The organism is Streptomyces sp. NPDC090798, assembly GCF_044768965.1.
Lineage (GTDB): Bacteria > Actinomycetota > Actinomycetes > Streptomycetales > Streptomycetaceae > Streptomyces.
The window spans coordinates 127,636-147,870 of record NZ_JBIVXA010000003.1; the positions used below are offsets into that span (position 1 = coordinate 127,636).

General features: G+C 71.1%; 18 protein-coding genes. 10 read left to right on the top strand and 8 right to left on the bottom strand.

All coding sequences use genetic code 11. The features are described 5' to 3' along the window. Positions 1-94 precede the first annotated feature (94 nt). Both ACIQTP_RS08105 and ACIQTP_RS08110 read left to right on the top strand, forming a co-directional pair. Entirely contained in the window at positions 95-1,483 is a 1,389-nt protein-coding gene (locus tag ACIQTP_RS08105; RefSeq protein ID WP_403397488.1) for an aldehyde dehydrogenase family protein, read from the top strand. 96 nt (positions 1,484-1,579) lie between these two features. Continuing rightward, a complete protein-coding gene (locus ACIQTP_RS08110) occupies positions 1,580-2,662 on the top strand; it encodes a Zn-dependent alcohol dehydrogenase (RefSeq protein ID WP_403397490.1) in 1,083 nt (360 codons plus the stop codon). A gap of 21 nt (positions 2,663-2,683) precedes the next feature. Here ACIQTP_RS08110 and ACIQTP_RS08115 read toward each other — a convergent pair whose 3' ends face one another. The 3 genes from ACIQTP_RS08115 to ACIQTP_RS08125 form a co-directional block, all read right to left on the bottom strand. Further along, positions 2,684-3,652 carry a DMT family transporter gene (locus ACIQTP_RS08115; protein WP_403398130.1) on the bottom strand — a complete coding sequence of 323 codons (969 nt, stop codon included), beginning with the start codon at positions 3,650-3,652 and terminating at the stop codon, positions 2,684-2,686. Positions 3,653-3,725: 73 nt separating this feature from the next. Then, the gene (locus tag ACIQTP_RS08120) at positions 3,726-4,451 is read right to left on the bottom strand and encodes an ArsR/SmtB family transcription factor (RefSeq protein WP_403397492.1); all 726 of its coding nucleotides are present in this window, start codon (positions 4,449-4,451) and stop codon (positions 3,726-3,728) included. 397 nt (positions 4,452-4,848) lie between these two features. Then, positions 4,849-5,490 carry a TetR/AcrR family transcriptional regulator gene (locus ACIQTP_RS08125; protein ID WP_403397494.1) on the bottom strand — a complete coding sequence of 214 codons (642 nt, stop codon included), beginning with the start codon at positions 5,488-5,490 and terminating at the stop codon, positions 4,849-4,851. An 84-nt stretch (positions 5,491-5,574) separates the two neighbouring features. Here ACIQTP_RS08125 and ACIQTP_RS08130 point away from each other — a divergent pair, with 84 nt between their 5' ends. From ACIQTP_RS08130 to ACIQTP_RS08140, 3 genes are all read left to right on the top strand, one after another. Continuing rightward, positions 5,575-6,726 (top strand): acyl-CoA dehydrogenase family protein, encoded by a 1,152-nt coding sequence (locus ACIQTP_RS08130; protein ID WP_403397496.1) that lies wholly within the window; start codon positions 5,575-5,577, stop codon positions 6,724-6,726. Positions 6,727-6,821: 95 nt separating this feature from the next. Then, positions 6,822-7,052 (top strand): YiaA/YiaB family inner membrane protein, encoded by a 231-nt coding sequence (locus tag ACIQTP_RS08135; protein WP_403397498.1) that lies wholly within the window; start codon positions 6,822-6,824, stop codon positions 7,050-7,052. Between the two features lie 60 nt (positions 7,053-7,112). After that, positions 7,113-7,739 (top strand): TetR/AcrR family transcriptional regulator, encoded by a 627-nt coding sequence (locus ACIQTP_RS08140; protein ID WP_403397500.1) that lies wholly within the window; start codon positions 7,113-7,115, stop codon positions 7,737-7,739. 26 nt (positions 7,740-7,765) lie between these two features. Here the strand turns inward: ACIQTP_RS08140 and ACIQTP_RS08145 are convergent, their stop codons facing one another. Continuing rightward, positions 7,766-8,227: a MaoC family dehydratase gene (locus ACIQTP_RS08145; protein WP_403397501.1), complete on the bottom strand. Its 462-nt coding sequence runs from the start codon at positions 8,225-8,227 to the stop codon at positions 7,766-7,768. A gap of 107 nt (positions 8,228-8,334) precedes the next feature. Here ACIQTP_RS08145 and soxR point away from each other — a divergent pair, with 107 nt between their 5' ends. Further along, positions 8,335-8,862, top strand: coding sequence for a redox-sensitive transcriptional activator SoxR (soxR, locus tag ACIQTP_RS08150; RefSeq protein WP_403397503.1), 528 nt, complete (start codon positions 8,335-8,337; stop codon positions 8,860-8,862). Positions 8,863-8,941: 79 nt separating this feature from the next. Here the strand turns inward: soxR and ACIQTP_RS08155 are convergent, their stop codons facing one another. Then, a complete protein-coding gene (locus tag ACIQTP_RS08155) occupies positions 8,942-10,009 on the bottom strand; it encodes an RNA ligase (ATP) (protein WP_403397505.1) in 1,068 nt (355 codons plus the stop codon). A gap of 294 nt (positions 10,010-10,303) precedes the next feature. Beyond that, positions 10,304-10,906 carry a hypothetical protein gene (locus ACIQTP_RS08160; protein WP_403397508.1) on the bottom strand — a complete coding sequence of 201 codons (603 nt, stop codon included), beginning with the start codon at positions 10,904-10,906 and terminating at the stop codon, positions 10,304-10,306. A gap of 359 nt (positions 10,907-11,265) precedes the next feature. Between ACIQTP_RS08160 and ACIQTP_RS08165 the strand changes: the two genes are divergently transcribed. Next, entirely contained in the window at positions 11,266-14,058 is a 2,793-nt protein-coding gene (locus ACIQTP_RS08165; RefSeq protein WP_403397510.1) for a penicillin acylase family protein, read from the top strand. A gap of 34 nt (positions 14,059-14,092) precedes the next feature. Here ACIQTP_RS08165 and ACIQTP_RS08170 read toward each other — a convergent pair whose 3' ends face one another. Together ACIQTP_RS08170 and ACIQTP_RS08175 are read right to left on the bottom strand one after the other, a co-directional pair. Next, positions 14,093-15,427: a serine-threonine protein kinase gene (locus tag ACIQTP_RS08170; protein WP_403397512.1), complete on the bottom strand. Its 1,335-nt coding sequence runs from the start codon at positions 15,425-15,427 to the stop codon at positions 14,093-14,095. Between the two features lie 110 nt (positions 15,428-15,537). Then, positions 15,538-16,845, bottom strand: coding sequence for an exo-beta-N-acetylmuramidase NamZ domain-containing protein (locus ACIQTP_RS08175; RefSeq protein ID WP_403397514.1), 1,308 nt, complete (start codon positions 16,843-16,845; stop codon positions 15,538-15,540). Between the two features lie 253 nt (positions 16,846-17,098). Between ACIQTP_RS08175 and ACIQTP_RS08180 the strand changes: the two genes are divergently transcribed. Genes ACIQTP_RS08180 through ACIQTP_RS08190 form a run of 3 tightly spaced genes read left to right on the top strand, consistent with a single transcriptional unit; the run spans position 17,099 to position 20,159 of the window. Beyond that, positions 17,099-17,863: an SDR family oxidoreductase gene (locus tag ACIQTP_RS08180; RefSeq protein ID WP_402043945.1), complete on the top strand. Its 765-nt coding sequence runs from the start codon at positions 17,099-17,101 to the stop codon at positions 17,861-17,863. Further along, positions 17,860-19,521 carry a class I adenylate-forming enzyme family protein gene (locus ACIQTP_RS08185; protein ID WP_403397517.1) on the top strand — a complete coding sequence of 554 codons (1,662 nt, stop codon included), beginning with the start codon at positions 17,860-17,862 and terminating at the stop codon, positions 19,519-19,521. The genes ACIQTP_RS08180 and ACIQTP_RS08185 overlap by 4 nt, the downstream gene beginning before the upstream one ends. A gap of 44 nt (positions 19,522-19,565) precedes the next feature. Further along, on the top strand, positions 19,566-20,159 hold the full coding sequence (locus ACIQTP_RS08190; RefSeq protein WP_403397518.1) for a TetR/AcrR family transcriptional regulator: 594 nt from the start codon (positions 19,566-19,568) through the stop codon (positions 20,157-20,159). The last annotated feature ends 76 nt before the right edge of the window (positions 20,160-20,235 follow it).

Sequence of the window (20,235 nt, forward strand, 5' to 3'; positions counted from 1 at the left end):
GGAAGACGTCTGGCGCCTGAAAACTAACACCGCTAGTTTGTGGGTCGGACGACGCCGCGAGGCGGACGGCACGCCCCCGCCCGGGAGGAACACGATGAAGGCACATGACGGCATGTACATCGACGGTGCCTGGCGCCCCGCCGCCGGGACCGACACGATCGAGGTCGTGAACCCGGTGGACGAACAGGTTCTCGGCCGGGTTCCGGCGGGCACGGCCGAGGACGTCGACACCGCCGTACGGGCCGCCCGCGCCGCCTTCCCGGCCTGGGCCGCGACCCCGCCCGCCGAGCGGGCCGCGCGGCTCGGTGCCCTGCGTGACGTCCTCACCGCACGCAAGGACGAGATCGCCGAGACGGTCACGGCGGAGCTCGGCTCCCCGCTGTCCTTCTCTCAGGCTGTCCACGCGACCGTGCCGATCCTGGTCGCGGGCTCGTACGCCGAGCTGGCGGCCACCTACGTCTTCGAGGAGAAGGTCGGCAACTCGACCGTCTACCAGGAGCCGGTCGGTGTGGTCGGCGCGATCACGCCCTGGAACTACCCGCTGCACCAGATCGTCGCCAAGGTCGCCCCCGCGCTGGCGGCGGGCTGCACGGTCGTCCTGAAGCCCGCCGAGGACACCCCGCTCACCGCCCAGCTGTTCGCCGAGGCGGTCGCGGAGGCGGGCGTCCCGGACGGCGTCTTCAACCTCGTCACCGGCCTCGGCCCGGTCGCGGGCCAGGCCCTCGCCGAACACCCGGACGTGGACCTGGTCTCCTTCACGGGCTCCACGGCGGTGGGGCGGCGGATCGGAGCGACGGCCGGTGCGGCGGTCAAGCGGGTCGCCCTCGAACTCGGCGGCAAGTCCGCCAACGTCATCCTGCCGAGCGCCGACCTCGCCAAGGCCGTCAACGTCGGCGTCGCCAACGTGATGGCCAACTCCGGCCAGACGTGCAGCGCCTGGACCCGCATGCTCGTGCACGCCGCGCGGTACGAGGAGGCGGTCGAACTCGCCGCGACCGCCGCGGCGAAGTACGCAGACCGCATCGGCCCGGTCGTCAACGCCAAGCAGCGGGCGCGGGTGCGCGGTTACATCGACAAGGGCGTCGCCGAGGGCGCCCGGCTCGTCGCGGGTGGCCCCGAATCCCCGCGCGAGCAGGGGTATTTCGTCCAGCCGACCGTCTTCGCGGACGTCACCCCCGAGATGACGATCGCGCAGGAGGAGATCTTCGGCCCGGTGCTGTCGGTGATCCCGTACGAGGACGAGGAGGACGCCGTCCGGATCGCCAACGGCACGGTGTACGGGCTCGCGGGCGCGGTGTGGGCGGGTGACGAGGCCGAGGCGGTCGCCTTCGCGCGACGGCTCGACACCGGGCAGATCGACATCAACGGCGGCCGGTTCAACCCCAGTGCCCCGTTCGGTGGTTACAAGCAGTCGGGGGTCGGACGAGAACTGGGCGCGCACGGCCTGTCCGAGTTCCTCCAGACGAAGTCCCTCCAGTTCTAGCCCGTTCCACTCCACTCCCACTCCGTTCCACTCCACTCCACTCCATTCCACTCCATTCCAGCCAGTTCCAGAGTTCTGGGCCCGAGGAGCTTTTACGTGGTTCGCGCTGCCGTACTTCCCGCCGTGGGCGCTCCCCTGGAGATCGCCGAGATCGACCTCCCGGCGCCCGGTCCTGGCCAGGTCCGCGTCCGGCTGGCCGCCGCCGGGGTCTGTCACTCCGACCTCTCGCTGTCTGACGGCACCATGCGGGTGCCCGTCCCCGCCGTCCTCGGTCACGAGGGTGCCGGGACGGTCGTCTCCGTCGGGGAGGGCGTGACGGGTGTCGCGCCCGGCGACGGAGTCGTCCTCAACTGGGCGCCCTCCTGCGGAAGTTGCCACGCCTGCTCGCTGGGGGAGGTGTGGCTGTGCGCCAACGCGCTGACCGGCGCGGGGGACGTGTACGCGCGGCGCGCCTCCGACGGGAGTGATCTCCATCCCGGGCTGAACGTCGCCGCGTTCGCCGAGGAGACCGTCGTGGCCGCCGACTGCGTACTGCCCGTCCCGGACGGCGTCCCGCTCACCGACGCCGCCCTCCTCGGCTGCGCCGTCCTCACCGGGTACGGCGCCGTCCACCACTCGGCGCGGGTCCATGCCGGTGAGACCGTCGCCGTGTTCGGGGTGGGCGGGGTCGGGCTCGCGGCTCTCCAGGCGGCGCGGATCGCGGGCGCGTCGCAGGTCATCGCGGTGGACATCTCTCCCGAGAAGGAGTCACTGGCACGCGAGGCCGGCGCCACGCACTACGTCGTCGCCTCCGACACCACCGCCCGCGAGATCCGCTCCCTCACCGGCAAGCAGGGTGTCGACGTCGCCGTCGAGTGTGTGGGCCGTGCCGTGACCATTCGCGCGGCCTGGGACTCCACCCGCCGCGGTGGCCGTACGACGGTCGTCGGCATCGGGGGCAAGGACCAGCAGGTCACCTTCAACGCCCTGGAGATCTTCCACTGGGGCCGTACGCTGTCCGGCTGCGTGTACGGCAACTCCGACCCTGCGCGTGATCTGCCGGTGCTGGCGGAGCATGTGCGGGCGGGGCGTCTGGATCTGGGGATGCTGGTGACCGAGCGGATCGGGCTGGACGGGATCGCGGGGGCGTTCGAGAACATGGTGGCGGGGAAGGGCGGGCGAGCGCTGGTGGTGTTCTAGGGCCGATCCGCCGGACAGGGCCTAGCCCTGGGTGGCGTGGTCGTCCGCGGGTGAGTGGGAGCTGGTCGTGCGGTTTCCCGCGCCCCTGAAAGCCTTGGACCGGGGGCGGGAGCGGGACACCGCGACCCCGGTCAGGCACAGTGCGCCGCCCGCCAGCGTGAGCGGCGCCGGTACCTCGTCGAGGAACAGCCAGGACATCGCGACGACGAGCGCGGGCACCGCGTAGGTCGTCGCGCCCATACGGCTCGCGGTGGTCCGGGCCAGCGCGTACGCCCAGGTCGTGAACGCCAGCGCGGTCGGGAAGACGCCCAGGTAGAGCACGTTGAGGGTGGCGGAGGCGGGCGCGTCCGCCATGTCGTGGACCAGCTGCCCCGCGAACGGCAGGCACACCACGGCCCCGACCAGACAGCCGAACGTGGTCACCTGGAGGGCGCTCGCCCGCCCGAGCGCCGGTTTCTGCGCGACGACCCCCGCCGCGTAGCCGACGGCGGCGAGCAGACACAGGACCACTCCGAGCACCGAGGACCCGCCCTCGCCGGACATCGACAGCCCCACCGCGACCGCCCCCGCGAACGACACCGCCATGCCCGCGAGCAGCCGCGGTGGCATCGCGTCGCCGAGCAGCCGGGAGCCGAGCAGCGCGATGAGGATCGGGCCGATGTTCACGACCAGCGCCGCCGTGCCGGCGTCCACCTGCTGCTCACCCCAGTTGAGCACCACCATGTAGAAGCCGAACCAGAGCAGGCCGGATATCGCGATCCCGCGCCAGGCCGCGCGCGGCGGCCACCCCTCCCTGCGTACGAGACAGATGGCGCCCAGCGCGACGGATCCCGCCAGCAGCCGCCCGAGTGCCAGCGCGCCCGGCGAGTACGCCGCGCCCGCGCTGCGGATCGACACGAAGGCGGAGGCCCACAGCACGACCGTGACGGTCGCGGCGCCCGCGGCGAGCAGGTCCGCGTGACGGGCGGACGCGGGGGAGGTGGCGTTCATCATGGTCCCGAGGTTAGGTGGGGTACGGGGGAGGGGGCTCGCGGATTTCGGACGCCGCGGTGGGGTGCGGTGCTCAGCGCAGTGCCGTCGCCTCGATGTCCAGGAGTTCCGCGAAGGCCCGCTCGCCGTCCGGAGTGACCTTGACCGCGCGCTCCGAGCCGATTCGTACACACCAGTGGGCGTCCAGGGCGTGGCGGCACAGGGCCGCGCCGGCGGTACCCGCGAGGTGGGGGCGGCGTTCGGTCCAGTCGAGGCAGGCGCGGGTGAGGGGGCGGCGGCCGGTGCGGTTCAGGTCGATGCCTGCCTCGTCGAACCATCGCAGGCCCGCGTCCGTGAGCGCGAACCCGGTGTCCTGGCGGAGCAGGCCGCGGTGGGTGAGGGCGTCGGTGAGGGTGATGCCGAGGCGGCCCGCGAGGTGGTCGTAACACGTGCGGGCGCGGGCCATCGCGGAGCCCGTGCCGGCTTCCCGCAGGGTGCGGGGGCGTCGGGCGGCGTCGGGTGCGACCTGGGCGGCGAGGTCCTCGACGAGCTGGGCGACATGCGCGTCCGCGAGCCGTACGTAGCGGTGTCGGCCCTGTCGTTCCTCGGCGAGCAGGCCGCCGGCGACGAGCTTGCCGAGGTGTTCGCTGGCGGTCGAGGGGGCGACGCGGGCGTGCCTGGCCAGTTCCCCCGCGGTCCAGGCGCGGCCGTCGAGCAGGGTGAGCAGGAAGGTGGCGCGGGTCTCGTCCGCGAACATTGCGGCCAGTGCGGCGAGTCCCGGTGCGACCGGATCCGTCGACCTCGTCATGCCACCCATCATCGGCCCTCGACCGTTCGGCCCTCGCCGAACGGTCTCCCGCCGCGGGGCTTCTTCGTCTGCCGTCCGGTGGTGGCCGGTCGCGCAGTTCCTCGCGCCCCTGAGGCGGGGCTTCGCCCCGTATTCTCCGGCGGTCCGACTTCTTTCGGCTGTCGGGCGGTGGTGGCTGGTCGCGCAGTTCCTCGCGCCCCTGAAAGCCTTCGGCCCGGCTGGTGTGCGAGGGCGAGGCGCGTGGGGTGTCGGGGCGCAGCCCCGGGCCTCAGGGGCGCGGGGAACTGCGCGGCCGGCCCCCACTCGCCAGCAGTCGAAGAACCCACCCGGGGGTCTGGGGGCGGAGCCCCCGGGAACGGGATGGGACGGGTAGGGGCGGCGGGGGCGAGATCAAACCGCCTCGGCGCCGTCAGCCCTCACCCGTCACCCTCCCGAACTGCTCCGCCAACCCGTCCAGCAACGCCCCGAGCCCCACCTCGAAGGCCCGCTCGTCCACCTTCTCCTGCTGCTCGGCGAGCAGGTGGGCCTGCCCGAGGTGGGGATAGTCGGCGGGATCGTACGCGCTTTCGTCGTCGACGAAGCCCCCGGCGAAGGAACCCAGCGCGGACCCCATGATGAAGTACCGCATCAGCGCCCCGATCGACGTGGCCTGGGCCGGCGGCCACCCGGCGTCGACCATCGCGCCGAAGACGGCGTCCGCGAGGCGCAGCCCGGCGGGTCGGCGCCCGGGACCGCGGGCGAGGACCGGGACGATGTTCGGGTGGTCGCGCAGCGCCGCCCGGTAGGACACGGCCCAGTCGTGCAGGGCGGTACGCCACTCCCGCCCGTCCTCGAACATCGACAGATCGACCTGCGCGCTCACAGAGTCCGCGACCGCTTCCAGGATCTGGTCCTTGGTGCGGAAGTGGTTGTAGAGGGAGGGCCCGCTCACGCCCAGTTCGGCGGCGAGCCGCCGCGTGGAGACGGCGGCCAGACCCTCCGCGTCCACCAGGGCCCGTGCCGTGTCGACGATCCGGTCGGTGCTCAGCAGGGGCTTGCGCGGTCGGGCCATGGCGCACATAGTAGGGCTGCGGACTTAAACTAGCAGTGCTAATTTAGCTTTTCGAATGTACGGCTTTCAAGTGGGGTGACCGTCATGAACCTGGAGCTCAGCGAGGAGCAGACCGCCGTCCGGCAACTCGCCAAGGACTTCGTGGACCGCGAGATCGCCCCTCATGTCGTCGAGTGGGACCGCGCGGAGGAGGTCGACCGCTCGCTCGTGAAGAAGCTCGGCGAGGTCGGCTTCCTCGGGCTCACCGTCGACGAGGAGTACGGCGGCAGCGGCGGCGACCACCTCGCGTACTGCCTGGTGACGGAGGAACTGGGCCGCGGTGACTCCTCCGTACGCGGCATCGTCTCCGTCTCGCTCGGTCTCGTCGCCAAGACGATCGCGTACTGGGGGAGTGAGGAACAGAAGCGGCAGTGGCTGCCGGGGCTGACCTCCGGTGCGTACGTGGGCTGCTTCGGTCTCACCGAGCCCGGCACCGGTTCGGACGCGGGCAACCTGACGACGAAGGCCGTACGCGACGGCGACGACTACGTCATCAACGGCACCAAGATGTTCATCACCAACGGGACCTGGGCCGACGTCGTCCTGCTCTTCGCCCGCTCCACCGACGCGCCCGGCCACAAGGGTGTCTCCGCCTTCCTCGTGCCGACCGACACCCCCGGCCTGAGCCGCCGCACCATCCACGGCAAGCTCGGCCTGCGCGGCCAGGCCACCGCCGAACTCGTCCTGGAGGATGTGCGCGTACCCGCGAGCGCCATGCTCGCGCCCGAGGGCAAGGGGTTCTCCGTGGCCATGTCCGCCCTGGCCAAGGGGCGGATGTCGGTCGCCGCCGGGTGCGTCGGCATCGCCCAGGCGGCCCTGGACGTCGCCGTGCGGTACGCGACCGAGCGGGAGCAGTTCGGGAAGAGCATCGCGCACCACCAGCTCGTCCAGGAACTGATCAGCGACATCGCCGTCGACGTGGACGCGGCACGGCTGCTGACCTGGCGGGTCGCCGATCTCATCGACCGCGGGCTGCCCTTCGCCACGGAGTCGTCGAAGGCCAAGCTCTTCGCCTCCGAGGCCGCCGTGCGCGCCGCGAACAACGCCCTCCAGGTCTTCGGCGGCTACGGCTACATCGACGAGTACCCGGCCGGCAAGCTGCTGCGCGACGCCCGCGTGATGACCCTCTACGAAGGCACCAGCCAGATACAGAAACTGGTTATCGGGCGTGCCCTGACCGGGGTTTCCGCCTTCTGAGGCCGACCGGGTCCGCGTCTTCTGAGTACGCCCACGCGCGGCACTGAGTACGTGGGCGGATGTGACGGCGGTCGCGTCCGCCGACCCTTGGTCCCATGAGTGAGACACCCGTCAAGCATCTGAACACGGCGGCCTTCTACGGCCAGGCCGTGGCCTCCTTCTCCGTCGCCATGGTGGCGACCGCCGTCGGCATCTACAAGCTGCACGCCGACGCCTGGGTGCGCGCCTTTCTGGCCATCGCCGTCCTCTATCTGGTGACGTCGTCCTTCACGCTGGCCAAGGTGATCCGTGACCGTCAGGACGCGGGGGCCGAGCGGGCACGCTAAGCGCCCGCTCACCTTCGGCGGTATGGTGTACCTCCTGTCAGCGAGAGGGGCGAACCAGCGATGAGTACGGCGGAGGAGACGGCCGGCGGCGAGATGCAGCCGTGGGCCGAGGTCACCCCGGACGCGGCCCGGCGGCTGCTCGTCGCCGCCGTGGAAGCCTTCGCCGAGCGCGGGTACCACGCGACGACGACCCGGGACATCGCGGGCCGCGCGGGCATGAGCCCCGCCGCGCTCTACATCCACTACAAGACCAAGGAAGAACTGCTCCACCGCATCAGCCGGATCGGGCACGACAAGGCGCTCGACATCGTGCGCGGCGCGGCGCAGGGCGGCGGCGGCGCCGCCGAGCGGCTCACCGACGCCGTGCGGTCCTTCGTGCGGTGGCACGCCGGGCAGCACACCACCGCGCGGGTCGTGCAGTACGAGCTGGAAGCCCTCGGACCCGAGGCGCGGGCGGAGATCGTCGCGCTGCGGCGGCAGACCGACGCGGCCGTGCGCGGCATCATCGAGGACGGCGTGGCGGCGGGCGACTTCGACGTGCCGGACGTGCCGGGCACCACGCTCGCCGTGCTCTCCCTCTGCATCGACGTGGCCCGCTGGTTCAACGTCAACGGCCCCCGTACGCCCGACGAGGTCGGCGCGCTCTACGCCGACCTCGTGCTGCGCATGGTCGGGGCCAAGCAGTAGCGGCCCCGGGGTGCTGGCGGGGGTGCTCAGACGTAGTAGCGCGACACCGACTCGGCGACGCACACCGGCTTGTCGCCGCCCTCGCGCTCCACGGTGAAGGCCACGGAGACCTGGACACCGCCGGGCACGTCCTCGATGCCGGTGATCTTCGCGGTGGCGCGCAGCCGCGAGCCGACCGGTACGGGGGCGGGGAAACGGACCTTGTTCGTCCCGTAGTTGACGCCCATCTTCACGCCTTCGACCTTGATCAGCTGCGGGCCGAAGAGCGGGAGCAGCGACAGGGTGAGGTAGCCGTGCGCGATCGTCGTGCCGAACGGGCCGGTCGCGGCCTTCTCGGGGTCGACGTGGATCCACTGGTGGTCGCCGGTCGCCTCCGCGAAGAGGTCGATCCGCTTCTGCTCGATCTCGACCCAGTCGCTGTACCCCAGCTGCTCGCCCACCGCGGCCCGCAGTTCGTCGACCGTCGCGAACGTCCTCGGCTCTGCCATCTTCCCGACCTCCCACATCTCCATGTCTAAGCAACTGCTTAGCATGGTCGGGTCCGGGGCGCATGTCAACGGACCGGACGTGTGACGAAGTAGGTAGGGTTGGAGGGGTGCCCCAGATCCCTGAGAAGATCCACGAGCTGACCGTCGGCCAGTTGTCGGCCCGCAGTGGCGCCGCCGTCTCCGCCCTGCACTTCTACGAGTCCAAGGGCCTGATCAGCAGCCGTCGCACCACCGGCAACCAGCGCCGCTACCACCGCGACGCGCTGCGCCGAGTCGCCTTCGTCCGGGCCGCCCAACGCGTCGGCATCCCCCTCGCCACCATCCGTGAGGCGCTCGCCGAACTGCCCGAGGAGCGCACCCCGACACGCGAGGACTGGGCCCGGCTGTCGGAGGCCTGGCGTTCCGAACTCGACGAGCGGATCAATCAGTTGAGCCGGCTGCGGGACCACCTGACCGACTGCATCGGATGCGGTTGTCTGTCGCTCGAGAACTGCGTGCTGTCCAACCCGGACGACGTCGTCGGCGAGCGCCAGGCGGGCTCCCGGCTCATGGTGGAGGGCGGCACCGGGCGGCCAAAGCCGCAGCAGTCGCAGCAGTCACGGCAGTCGTTGCAGGAGGCCGAGGAGTGCTGCTGAGGGGCACCCATCGGCCCCGTGGCCGGGCGGAACCGGCGGCTCCCGTGCCGCGACCGCCCCGGCCCCTCACCCGTACTCCTCACTCGTACTCCGTGCCGCCCTTGCGCGTCAGATACGCCGGGCTGACCGCCTTGGCGATGGCCCGGCCGCCGGTGACCGGGCTGTAGCGCTCGACGGCCGGTCGGATCACGACGCCTTCCCGCAGATGCAGCGCGCGCCCGGACACGGTCTCCCGGCCCGAGGCGACCTCCAGGACGCGGTCGATGTCGTACGGGCCCTCGTACAGCCGTGGCACCAGCGGCAGTTCGCCGTCGAGGAGTGCCGCCGCGTCCAGCCGGCGGACCTCGCCGGCGATCTCCGCGGACACGTCGAACACGGCGTAGCCGAGGGACTCGCGGCGGCCGTCGGCGCCGTACGACAGGTCCTGCACGCCCGCCCCGTACACCTCGCCGAAGATGCCGACCCGGCGGGCGCCGAGCCGTTCGGCGAGCCGGGCCGCGGCCGCCGCGACGCCGTGGGCGTGGACGGCGCGCCAGTACAGATTGCGGGGATCCTCCTTGAGGGCGAGGGACTTGGCGCCGAAGCCCTTGGAGGAGACGTACACGCGGTCCTGGTCGGCGACGTAGGTGAGCAGGCAGGCCGAGCCGTGCAGTTTCTCCGTCAGGACGACGTTCTCGCCCGGCGCGAAGATGTCCGGGTACCGCTGGATGTTCTCGATGTCGACCCAGGGCAGCAGATCGGGCGCGGACTCGACGTCGCCGCTCATGGTGGGCGGTATCGGCGGTACCCACTTGACGATGCCGAGCGCCTCGGCGAAGTCGGTGCCCTCCGCGGCGGCCCGCGCCAGGTCGACGTCGGCCAGCGCCTTCGGACGGCAGACGATGCCCTGCGACAGCTCACCGCGCAGACGTACGGCCTTGACGCGGTCCGAACCGGGGCCCGCGAGACGTCCGCTCAGGCCCAGCTCCTCGATGAGCGTGGTGGGGAGCACGGACTGCTCGGGGATGTAGACGGCACTCTCGCCGGTGCGGTAGGCGCCCTTGGCGACGACGGCTCGATACAGTCCCACCTGGGCCAGTTCGAGCGCGTCGGCGTTCGGATGCTCGTGGACGGTCAGCACTTCGGCGGTGACGCGCAGCGTCGACATCGGGACTCCTCGGGTTCCGCGGGTACCTCAACGGGGTTTCATCGCGCCCAACTGTCCCGAGGAGAAAGAGCTGGAGCGAACGGATTTGCGCCTGCTAGCGTCGGCCCACCGGGTGTCTTCGGTCGCCCCCGTCGAGGTCGGCGCCCCGAAGAGGCGCGGGGAACTGCGCGCCCAGCCACGGACAACCCCGCAGCCGACGACTCACCCGCAGTTCCCGTAACCCGGCCGACCCCGACCCTCACCCCGACCGCCGACCGCCGCTCCCCCCGCCCCCCGTTCAACCCAGCGGAGCGCTCACGCGGAGACCAGCAACCGCCCGCGCCTGACCTCCACCAGCGCCTCGGGCGTGAGAACGGGCCGCGGCACGACGATTCCGCAACCCGTGCAGACGGGACCCGACGACGGTTCGTGGGCCAGGTCGTACTTCCAGGTGAGGCGCTCCCCGGTGCAGACCGGGCAGACCGTGCCCGGCTCGCGCTCCAGCGCGGCGATCAGCCGGCGCAGCACCTCGGCCAGTGATTCGTGGGGGTGGATCCGCGGATCGTCGCACCATGCGACGCCGAATCCGCCCCAGGTCAGCCGGTGCCAGTCGTCCACACTGCCCGGCCGGCGCAGCCCGTCGTGCTTCTCCTTCTTGCGGCGCTCGGCGAACTCGACCTCGTAGGCGAGCCAGACGGAGCGGGCCTCCTCCAGCTCGTCCAGTGCGGCCACGAGCCGCGCTGGATCGGGGGACCGGTCCTCGGGACCGAACCCGGCCCGGGAGCAGAGATGGTCCCAGGTCGCCCGATGCCCGTAAGGGGCGAACCTCTCCAGGCACTTGCGCAGTGAATAGCGTCGCAGTGCCAGATCATTCCTCGGATCTCGCACCTGTCTCGCCAGACTCCGAAAACCCGCCATCGCCCTGCACCTCCGTCACACCTGCACCTGTACTTCGGTTACTTCGGCGTTGCCGTCCCAGGGACGTCGCCGAGTAGACGTATCGACACGCGATTCGGCTCCATCCAATTTCCGATGAGCGCCATAAGTCACCGGCCGAACTCCCTCCGGCCTACCTCCCGTCGCTGCCAGCCACCTGTTGAAAGGCCTGTGGGCCGGGATGCCGGGGTGTCGCCGGCTCCGTATGGCCCGTCGATCTCTAAACGGATCGTGACCTCTGAACAGCTCAGTGATCGTTGAAAAGTTGACGCATGTTCATCTTCCAACTCGGGGATACCGGCGGTAACGTCCGGCCCACCCCCCGTCGGTAGGAGCAGCCAATGCCACGGCGCACCGCACGCACCGCACTCGACAGACTGAGAACTCCCCGCAGATTCCCCAAGTTCCTGGGGGCGGCATCCATCTGTGCTCTCATAGCCGCCCTGCTGTCCCCGCTGACCCAGGCGGCGGCAGCCGACAGCAAGGCCGCGCTCGCCGCCAACGACTACTGCGGCGGCCAGTGTTCCGACATTCTCCCGCCCGGTCAGAACGGCAACGCCACCCTCGCCCAGATCCTCCTCAACCAGGCCTTCGGCATCCAGCCCGACCACGCCGAGGACCAGCTCGGCCCCTACAGCAACCTGGCCTCGGGCGCCGCCACGCTCACCGACGCCAAGATCAACGACTTCTTCAACGACGCGTCCTTCGGGGTCGCCTCCGACCAGGTCGCCTCCACCACCGCGCCCGGCGGACGCACCGATGTGACGATCGTCCGCGACAAGAAGACCGGTGTGCCGCACATCACCGGCACCACCCGCTACGGCACCGAGTACGGCGCCGGGTACGCCGCCGCCCAGGACCGGCTGTGGCTGATGGACGTCTTCCGGCACGTCGGCCGCGGCCAGCTGACCTCCTTCGCCGGCGGGGCCTCCTCCAACCAGGGCCTGGAGCAGGAGTTCTGGCGCAACGCGCCCTACACCGAGGCCGATCTGCAGAGCCAGATCGACCACGCCATCGCGAACAACGGCGCCCGCGGCCAGCAGGCCCTCGCCGACGCCAACGCCTACATCGACGGCATCAACGCCTACATCGACGCCTCCGACAGCGGCCGCTACTTCCCCGGTGAGTACGTCCTGACCGGTCACAAGGACTCCATCACCAACGCCGGCACCATCGACCACTTCAAGATCACCGACCTGGTCGCGCTGGCCTCCGTCATCGGCTCGCTCTTCGGCTCCGGAGGCGGCGGCGAGGTCAACAACGCCATCTCGCTGCTGGCCGCCCAGTCCAAGTACGGCGTGACCGAGGGCACCAAGATCTGGGAGTCCTTCCGCGAGCGCAACGACCCCGAGGCGGTGCTCACCGTCCACAACGGCGAGAGCTTCCCGTACGCCTCGAAGCCCGACACCGCGCAGGGCGAGGCCCTTCCCGACGCCGGTTCGGTGACCCAGGAGCCACTGGTCTACGACCGCACCGGCAGCGCGGGCACCGCCACCGCCACCAGCGCCTCGGCGACGGCGGCCGCCACCACCCTCACCTCCGCGAAGCGCGGGATGTCCAACGCCCTCGTGGTGAGCGGCAAGTACACCGCCAGCGGCCACCCCATCGCCGTCTTCGGGCCGCAGACCGGCTACTTCGCGCCACAGCTCCTCATGCTCCAGGAGATCCAGGGCCCGGGCCTCAGCGCGCGCGGCGCCTCCTTCGCGGGCCTGAGCATGTACGTCGAACTCGGCCGTGGCCAGGACTACTCCTGGAGCGCGACGACCTCCGGCCAGGACATCATCGACACGTACGCCGTCGAGCTGTGCCAGGACGACTACCACTACCTGTACCACGGCACCTGCACCGCCATGGACAAGGTCGAGCGGACCAACTCCTGGAAGCCCACGACGGCCGACGGCACCGCGGCGGGCTCGTACCGTATGCAGGTCTACCGGACCAAGTACGGTCCCGTGGAGTACCGCGCGACGGTCGGCGGCAAGAAGGTCGCGTACACGACCCTGCGTTCCTCCTACATGCACGAGGCCGACTCGATCATCGGCTTCCAGATGCTCAACGACCCGGACTACGTGAAGAGCCCGGGGACGTTCCAGAGCGCGGTGCAGCACATCAACTACACCTTCAACTGGTTCTACGCCGACTCCTCGCACACCGCGTACTACAACAGCGGTGACAACCCGGTGCGGGCGGCCGGCGTCGACGCCGAGTTCCCGGTCTGGGCTCAGGCCGCCTACGAGTGGCAGAACTGGGACCCGACCACGAACACCGCCTCGTACACCCCGGCGTCCGCGCACCCCAACTCCGTCGACCAGGACTACTACATCTCCTGGAACAACAAACAGGCCAAGGACTACACCACGGCCCCCTGGGGCGACGGTTCCGTGCACCGCGGGAACCTCCTGGAGGACCGGGCGAAGAAGCTGGTCGCCGCGGGCGGGGTGACCAGGTCCTCGCTCACCAAGGCGATGGCCGACGCCGCGCTGGCCGATCTGCGGGCCGAGGACGTGCTCCCGAAGCTGCTGAAGGTCATCAACAGTTCGACGGTCACGGACACCACGGCCGCGGCGGCGGTGACCAAGCTGTCCGACTGGGTGACGGCCGGCGCCAAGCGCAAGGAGACCTCGGCCGGCTCGAAGGCCTACGCCAATGCCGACGCGATCCGCATCCTGGACGCCTGGTGGCCGCTGCTGGTGAAGGCCGAGTTCGAACCCGGTCTCGGCACCGACCTGTACACCGCCTTCTCCAACAACCTGCCCATCGACGAGTCCCCGTCGGCCGCGCACGGCCCGACCGGCGCGCACGCCGGAAGCTCCTTCCAGTACGGCTGGTGGAGCTATGTCGACAAGGACATCAGGGCGGTCCTCGGTGAGTCGGTGCAGGGCGGACTGTCGCAGAAGTACTGCGGCGGCGGCAGCCTCGGCGCCTGCCGGGACAGCCTGATCAGCACACTCAAGACGGCGGCAGGCCTGACCGCCGCCCAGGTCTACCCGGGCGACGACCAGTGCTCGGCGGGCGACCAGTGGTGTGCCGACTCGATCGTCCAGCGGACGCTCGGCGGCATCAAGCACGGCAAGATCACCTGGCAGAACCGGCCGACCTACCAGCAGGTGGTGGAGTACACGTCGCACCGGTGACCCCGGAGCGCCTCGCGCACTCCCCGGCGGCGGGTCACTGAACGCGGCCCGCCGCCAGCACCACCTGGGCCAGCTCCCGGTGGCAGATGTCGCTGTGGGCCCCGCACGGGGGCCCGCCGCGGTTCACCACCGCGCACGCGTCGACGTTCACGCACCCCGACACCGGCAGCTTCGCGCGCAGCGCGTCGGCGAGCGTGAACGTCTTCGTGCCCTCCACCGCCTGCACCCCGTCGTGTCCCATCGCGCCCCAGCGGGCGCCCAGGAGGTGTCCGGGGTCGAGGTCGACGCCCAGCACCGAACGGTCGTCGTCCGCCATCCTGGAGGCCAGCGGATAGATCGTGCCGAGCGCCGTGTCGAAGTGGGAGTAGCAGCACACCAGAGGGCCGTCGACGCGGCTCTGGAGACCGTGCAGCGCGCCGCTCGCCCGCGGGTCGCCGGGCAGCCGCGCCGCGAACGCGTAGTGCGAGAACGCCCCTTGGAGCAGCGTCACGGACTTCACCGTGCGCACGCCCTCGGGCAGCCCGCGCAGCGCGAAGGAGACCAGCCGTCCGCCGAAGCTGTGCCCGACCAGATGCACCCGCACCCCGGGCGCGGCGGCCGCGAGCTGCCCGAGGGCGCGCCCGAGCCCACGCTCACCCACCGTGCCCGCGCGCCGCTTCATGGCGTAGTACGTGGCCTGGCGCAGCAGTTCACGCGCCCCGTCCCAGGGCCGCGGCAGCGCGAAGGTCTCGCCGGGGGCCGCCATCGCGGCCAGCGCCTCGGCGAACTCGCCGCACACCGTGGCCGTGTCCCCGAAGAGCATCGCGGGGTCGCCCTGCGGCGCGCCCTCCGCGAGCGTGTCCGCGGCGAAGGCGGCCTGCGGTCCCTGCGGCGGTACCTCCACGAGCAGCCGCACCAGACGTCCGAACTCCTCCAACGAGGCGCCCTCGTCCGGCTGTTGGTCCAGCAGGCGCGCGAGCTGCTCGACGACCGTCGCCCGGCCCGGGAACACCTCCAGGAGCGCGTGCCGGGTGTCGTTGTCGAGCGCCGCGCGGGCGGCGGCGGGTACGTCGGCGGGGACGGCGGCGGCCACCGACCGGGGAAAGTCGGGGATCGGTTCGTCCGAGAACCGCATCGAGGGCCACACCACACCGACGTAGCCCAGACGCGCGTGCGGCGCGAGGCCCGGGACCGGTGCGAAGAACTGGCTGTAGAGGCGGGTCGCGCCGGAACGGTCGTTGTTCCAGCCGTGCGCGAAGACGATCAGATCACGCACTTGGCGCCGGGGCACCTCGGCGAGCAGCCGGTCCCTTTCCCGGCCGTCCACGTCCCCGTCCGCGTCGAAGGTCAGCTCCCAGTAGGGAGAAACACTGACTGCCGGATCCGCCATGGCAAAGCCCCCTCGTCCCCGAAGGCGGTGCGATGTGGGCGCATCGTCCTACCGGGGGCGAGGATTGGCCATACGTCATGGCTCAACCGCGGAAAAGAAGTTCTCTCCGCTCATCCGTAGAGGAGATATTCCTTCCGGATCCGTCGGAAGGCCTTCAGCTCGTCCTGCCAGGAGGCCACGACCTCGTCGGCCGTCGCCCCCGCATCGATCATCGTGCGCACGCCGGCGGAGCCGGTCAGCTTGTCGATCCAGTTGTCCGAGCGCCAGGCGAAGCCGCTCCAGACCTTCTTGGCGGTCACCAGGAGCGCGATTCCGGTGCGGACGGGGTCGTACGCGGCCCGGTCGTGCACATGGATCTGCACGCCGCCGATCGTCTTTCCCTGGAACTTGGAGAAGGTCGGAGCGAAGTACGCCTCCCTGAAGCGCACGCCCGGGACGTTGAGCCGGTTCGCCTCCAGAGCCCATCGGCCGTCGATGCCCTCCGCGCCCAGCAGCTCGAACGGGCGGGTCGTGCCGCGCCCCTCCGACAGGTTCGTCCCCTCGAAGAGACATGTTCCGGAGTACACCAGGGCGGTGTCGGCCGTCGGCATGTTCGGGCTCGGCGGCACCCAGGGCAGGCCGGAGGCGTCGTAGAAGTCCGACCGCTTCCAGCCCGGCATCAGTACGGTGGTCAGCTCCACCGGCGCCGCCAGGAACTCCCCGTTGAACAGCCGCGCCAGCTCCGCCACCGTCATCCCGTGCGCCTGCGCGATGGGCTGGCGCCCGACGAACGTCGCGAACTCCTTGTGCAGCACCGGGCCCTGGGCGGCCCGTCCGGTCACCGGGTTCGGCCGGTCCAGCACCACGAAGCGCTTGCCCGCGAGCTGGGCCGCCTCCATGCAGTCGTACAGCGTCCAGATGTACGTGTAGAAACGCGCGCCCACGTCCTGGATGTCGAAGACGACGGTGTCCACGCCGGAGGCGGTGAAGACGTCGGCGAGAGGCTTGCCGCTCTTGAGGTACGTGTCGTAGACCGGGAGTCCGGTCGCGGGGTCGTCGTAGCGGCCCTCGGAGCCGCCGGCCTGCGCGGTGCCGCGGAAACCGTGTTCCGGGCCGAAGACGGCGACCAGGTCGACGCCGGGGTCGGCGTGCATGACGTCGACGATGTGGCGAACGCCCCCACTCTCGGCTTCGCTCGAGCGGGAGGGGCCCCCAATGGTGACGCCCGTGGGGTTCGTGACGACGCCGACGCGCCGCCCTTGGAGGGCGGCGTAGCCGCTTGCCCGGAGCTGCTCGAAGCCGGTGCGGAGGGGGTTGCCATGGGACGTCGTCGCCGTGGGGGCCGTGGGGGCCGTGGGGGCGGTGGGGGGCACCGCGAGGGCGGCGGTGGCGGTGGCCGTGGCGGTGGCTGTGAGGAGGGCTCGGCGGGAGGGGCGCATGGGGGACCTCCGTGATCGCGGAAGGCTGGCACCGGCACGTTAAGGGCTTCCGCGGATGGTTCGTAAGCGGCAGGCCGTAAGCGGCTGGTCACGCCCACGCCGGGGTGCCGCACCCAGGGCACAGTCCCGCGCCCCTGAAGGGGGGCTCCTGCGGGCCGGAGCTGTCAAAGGGCCCTTCCCCTGTTACATACCGACTGGTTAGTCTGGGGTCGCAGCTGAGCCGAGTTGTGTCGCGTCGTGTCGAAGGAGACCGATGGTGGAAGCCGTGCAGGATGCGGGAGTGGTCGTCACCGGGGCCGGAGGCGGCATCGGGGCCGCGCTGGCCCGTCGTTTCGCCGCAGAGGGGGCCCGGGTCGTCGTCAACGACCTGGACGCCGCCAAGGCGAAGGCCGTGGCCGAGGAGATCGGGGCGATCGCGGTCCCGGGCGACGCGTCCGCGATCGTGGCCGAGGCCAGGGACGCCCTCGGGGGCGCCATCGACGTCTACTGCGCCAACGCGGGCCTCGCCTCCGGCGGCAGTGAGTCGGCCGACGAGAAGGTCTGGGCGCTCGCCTGGGACGTCAACGTGATGGCGCACGTCCGGGCGGCCCAGGAGCTGCTCCCGGCCTGGCTGGAGCGCGGCAGCGGCCGGTTCGTCTCCACCGTCTCCGCCGCCGGACTGCTCACCATGATCGGCGCCGCGCCCTACAGCGTCACCAAGCACGGCGCGTACGCCTTCGCCGAGTGGCTGTCGCTGACGTACCGCCACCGCGGCCTGAAGGTGCACGCGATCTGTCCGCAGGGCGTGCGCACCGACATGCTCGACGCCACCGGCAGCGCGGGCGACCTGGTCCTCCAGCCGACCGCCATCGAGCCGGAGGCCGTCGCGGACGCGCTGTTCGCGGGGATCGAGGAGGACCGCTTCCTGATCCTGCCGCACCCCGAGGTCGCCGGGTACTACCAGGTGCGGGCCACCGAACCGGACCGCTGGCTGACGAACATGAACCACATCCAGCAGAAGTGGGAGGTGACCCGGTGACCACCTACGCCGACCGCCCCTGGGTGGCCCTCCTCGACGACGCCCAGAGCGGCCCGGTGAGCCCGGCCGACTCCCTGGTGCACGCCCTGCGCGGCGCCGTGGCGGACGCCCCCGACCGCGCCGCGCTCGTCTACTTCGACGGGCGGCTGAGCTACCGCGAGGTGGACGAGCTGAGCGACTCCGTCGCCGGGCACCTCGCCGCCCGCGGTCTGGAGCGTGGCGACCGCGTCGCGATCCTGCTGCAGAACTCCCCGCACTTCGTGCTCGCGCTGCTCGGCGCCTGGAAGGCGGGCGCGACCGTCGTGCCGGTCAACCCTATGTACAAGTCGGGTGAGGTCCGCCACGTCCTGCACGACGCGGACGTACGCGCCCTGGTGTGCTCCGACCGTGCGTGGGAGTCGTATCTGCGCGAGACGGCCGCCGACTCGGCCGTGAGTGTCGTCCTCACCGGGTGTGAGCTGGATTTCCAGACCCGGGGCGACGCGCGTGTGCTGACCTTCGAGCGGCTGCCACAGGCCGCGGACGCCGACGATCTGGTGGCGGTCGCCCGGGCGGGCCACAAGGCCCCCGCGGGGCGCGACGCGGAGCCCTCCGACATCGCGCTGATCAGCTACACCTCGGGGACGAGCGGCACCCCCAAGGGGGCCACCAACACCCACGGCAACATCATGTACAACGCCGAGCGGCAGCGGACGGGCCTCGGGCTGCCCGAGGCGCCCGTCTACTTCGCGATGGCGCCCTTGTTCCACATCACCGGGATGGTCTGCCAGCTCGCCGCCTGCCTCAACAGCGGGGGCACGCTCGTCCTCGCCTACCGCTTCGAGGCGGGGGTCGTCCTCGACGCGTTCGCCGAGCACCGGCCGCTGTACACGGTCGGCCCGTCGACCGCCTTCATGGCACTCGCGGCGCATCCGGCGGTCACGCCGGACCACTTCGCCTCCTTCGTGAACATCTCCTCCGGCGGCGCGCCACTGCCGCCCGCCCTGGTGGAGAAGTTCCGGGCCGGCTTCGGGCCCTACATCCGCAACGGCTACGGACTCACCGAGTGCACCGCGCCCTGCGCCTCCGTACCGCCGGGCCGGGAGGCTCCCGTCGACCCGGTCTCGGGCACGCTGGCCGTCGGTGTGCCGGGCCCCGACACGGTCGTACGCATCGTGGACGACCAGGGCCAGGAGGTGCCCTTCGGCGAGCAGGGCGAGATCCTCGTAAGAGGCCCCCAGGTCGTGCCCGGCTACTGGCGCCGCCCCGAAGCCACCGCCGAGACCTTCCCGGACGGTGAGCTGCGCACCGGCGACATCGGATTCATGGACCCCGAAGGCTGGCTCTACGTCGTCGACCGCAAGAAGGACATGATCAACGCGTCCGGCTTCAAGGTGTGGCCCCGCGAGGTCGAGGACGTGCTCTACACGCACCCCTCGGTCCGGGAGGCTGCCGTCGTCGGCATCCCCGACGGCTACCGCGGCGAGACCGTGAAGGCCTACATCAGCCTGCGGCCAGGCGCCGACGAGGACCCCGACGCGCTCGCCGCGTACTGCAAGGAGAGACTGGCCGCCTACAAATATCCGCGGCATGTGGAGATCCTGCCCGAGCTGCCGAAGACGGCGAGTGGCAAGATCCTCCGTCGGGAACTGCGTTCCCGTCCCCAGGACTCTCAGTAGACGACGCGTTTCACCGGACAACGCTTGAAAGGCAGGTGGCGGCAGTGCCCAGGACGACGGACGGAGACGGTACGCCCGTCCCGCAGCGGCTCTTGGCCGCCGCCACCAGGCTCTTCGCCGAGCAGGGCTACGACCGCACGTCCGTGCAGGAGATCGTGGAGGCGGCAGGCGTCACCAAGGGCGCGCTGTACCACTACTTCGGCTCCAAGGACGACCTCCTGCACGAGGTGTACGCGCGTGTGCTGCGGCTTCAGCAGGAGCGGCTGGACGCGTTCGCCAATGCCGACGCGCCGGTCGAGGAGCGGTTGCGGGGTGCCGCCGCCGACGTCGTCGTCACCACGATCGACAACCTCGACGACGCGGCGATCTTCTTCCGCTCCATGCACCACCTCAGCCCCGAGAAGGACAAGCAGGTGCGCGCCGAGCGCCGCCGCTACCACGAACGCTTCCGCGCGCTCGTGGAGGAGGGCCAGAAGAAGGGCGTCTTCTCCACCGCCACCCCGGCCGACCTGGTCGTCGACTACCACTTCGGCTCGGTGCACCACCTGTCGACCTGGTACCGCCCCGACGGCCCCCTCACCCCCCAGCAGGTCGCCGACCATCTGGCGGACCTGCTGCTGCGCGCGCTGCGTCCGTAGTTCCGCCCCCAAACCCCGTCCGCGCAGTTCCCCGCGCCCCTGAAGAGGGGGCGCGGGGAACTGCGCGATCTTTTGC

What these genes read in the sequence shown, in the direction of transcription:
- ACIQTP_RS08105 (WP_403397488.1), top strand. Translation starts at nt 95, where the DNA reads ATGAAGGCACATGACGGCATGTACATCGACGGTGCCTGGCGCCCCGCC.
- ACIQTP_RS08115 (WP_403398130.1), bottom strand. Translation starts at nt 3,652, where the DNA reads ATGAACGCCACCTCCCCCGCGTCCGCCCGTCACGCGGACCTGCTCGCC.
- ACIQTP_RS08120 (WP_403397492.1), bottom strand. Translation starts at nt 4,451, where the DNA reads ATGATGGGTGGCATGACGAGGTCGACGGATCCGGTCGCACCGGGACTC.
- ACIQTP_RS08125 (WP_403397494.1), bottom strand. Translation starts at nt 5,490, where the DNA reads ATGGCCCGACCGCGCAAGCCCCTGCTGAGCACCGACCGGATCGTCGAC.
- ACIQTP_RS08130 (WP_403397496.1), top strand. Translation starts at nt 5,575, where the DNA reads ATGAACCTGGAGCTCAGCGAGGAGCAGACCGCCGTCCGGCAACTCGCC.
- ACIQTP_RS08135 (WP_403397498.1), top strand. Translation starts at nt 6,822, where the DNA reads ATGAGTGAGACACCCGTCAAGCATCTGAACACGGCGGCCTTCTACGGC.
- ACIQTP_RS08140 (WP_403397500.1), top strand. Translation starts at nt 7,113, where the DNA reads ATGAGTACGGCGGAGGAGACGGCCGGCGGCGAGATGCAGCCGTGGGCC.
- ACIQTP_RS08145 (WP_403397501.1), bottom strand. Translation starts at nt 8,227, where the DNA reads ATGGCAGAGCCGAGGACGTTCGCGACGGTCGACGAACTGCGGGCCGCG.
- ACIQTP_RS08155 (WP_403397505.1), bottom strand. Translation starts at nt 10,009, where the DNA reads ATGTCGACGCTGCGCGTCACCGCCGAAGTGCTGACCGTCCACGAGCAT.
- ACIQTP_RS08160 (WP_403397508.1), bottom strand. Translation starts at nt 10,906, where the DNA reads ATGGCGGGTTTTCGGAGTCTGGCGAGACAGGTGCGAGATCCGAGGAAT.
- ACIQTP_RS08165 (WP_403397510.1), top strand. Translation starts at nt 11,266, where the DNA reads ATGCCACGGCGCACCGCACGCACCGCACTCGACAGACTGAGAACTCCC.
- ACIQTP_RS08170 (WP_403397512.1), bottom strand. Translation starts at nt 15,427, where the DNA reads ATGGCGGATCCGGCAGTCAGTGTTTCTCCCTACTGGGAGCTGACCTTC.
- ACIQTP_RS08175 (WP_403397514.1), bottom strand. Translation starts at nt 16,845, where the DNA reads ATGCGCCCCTCCCGCCGAGCCCTCCTCACAGCCACCGCCACGGCCACC.
- ACIQTP_RS08180 (WP_402043945.1), top strand. Translation starts at nt 17,099, where the DNA reads ATGGTGGAAGCCGTGCAGGATGCGGGAGTGGTCGTCACCGGGGCCGGA.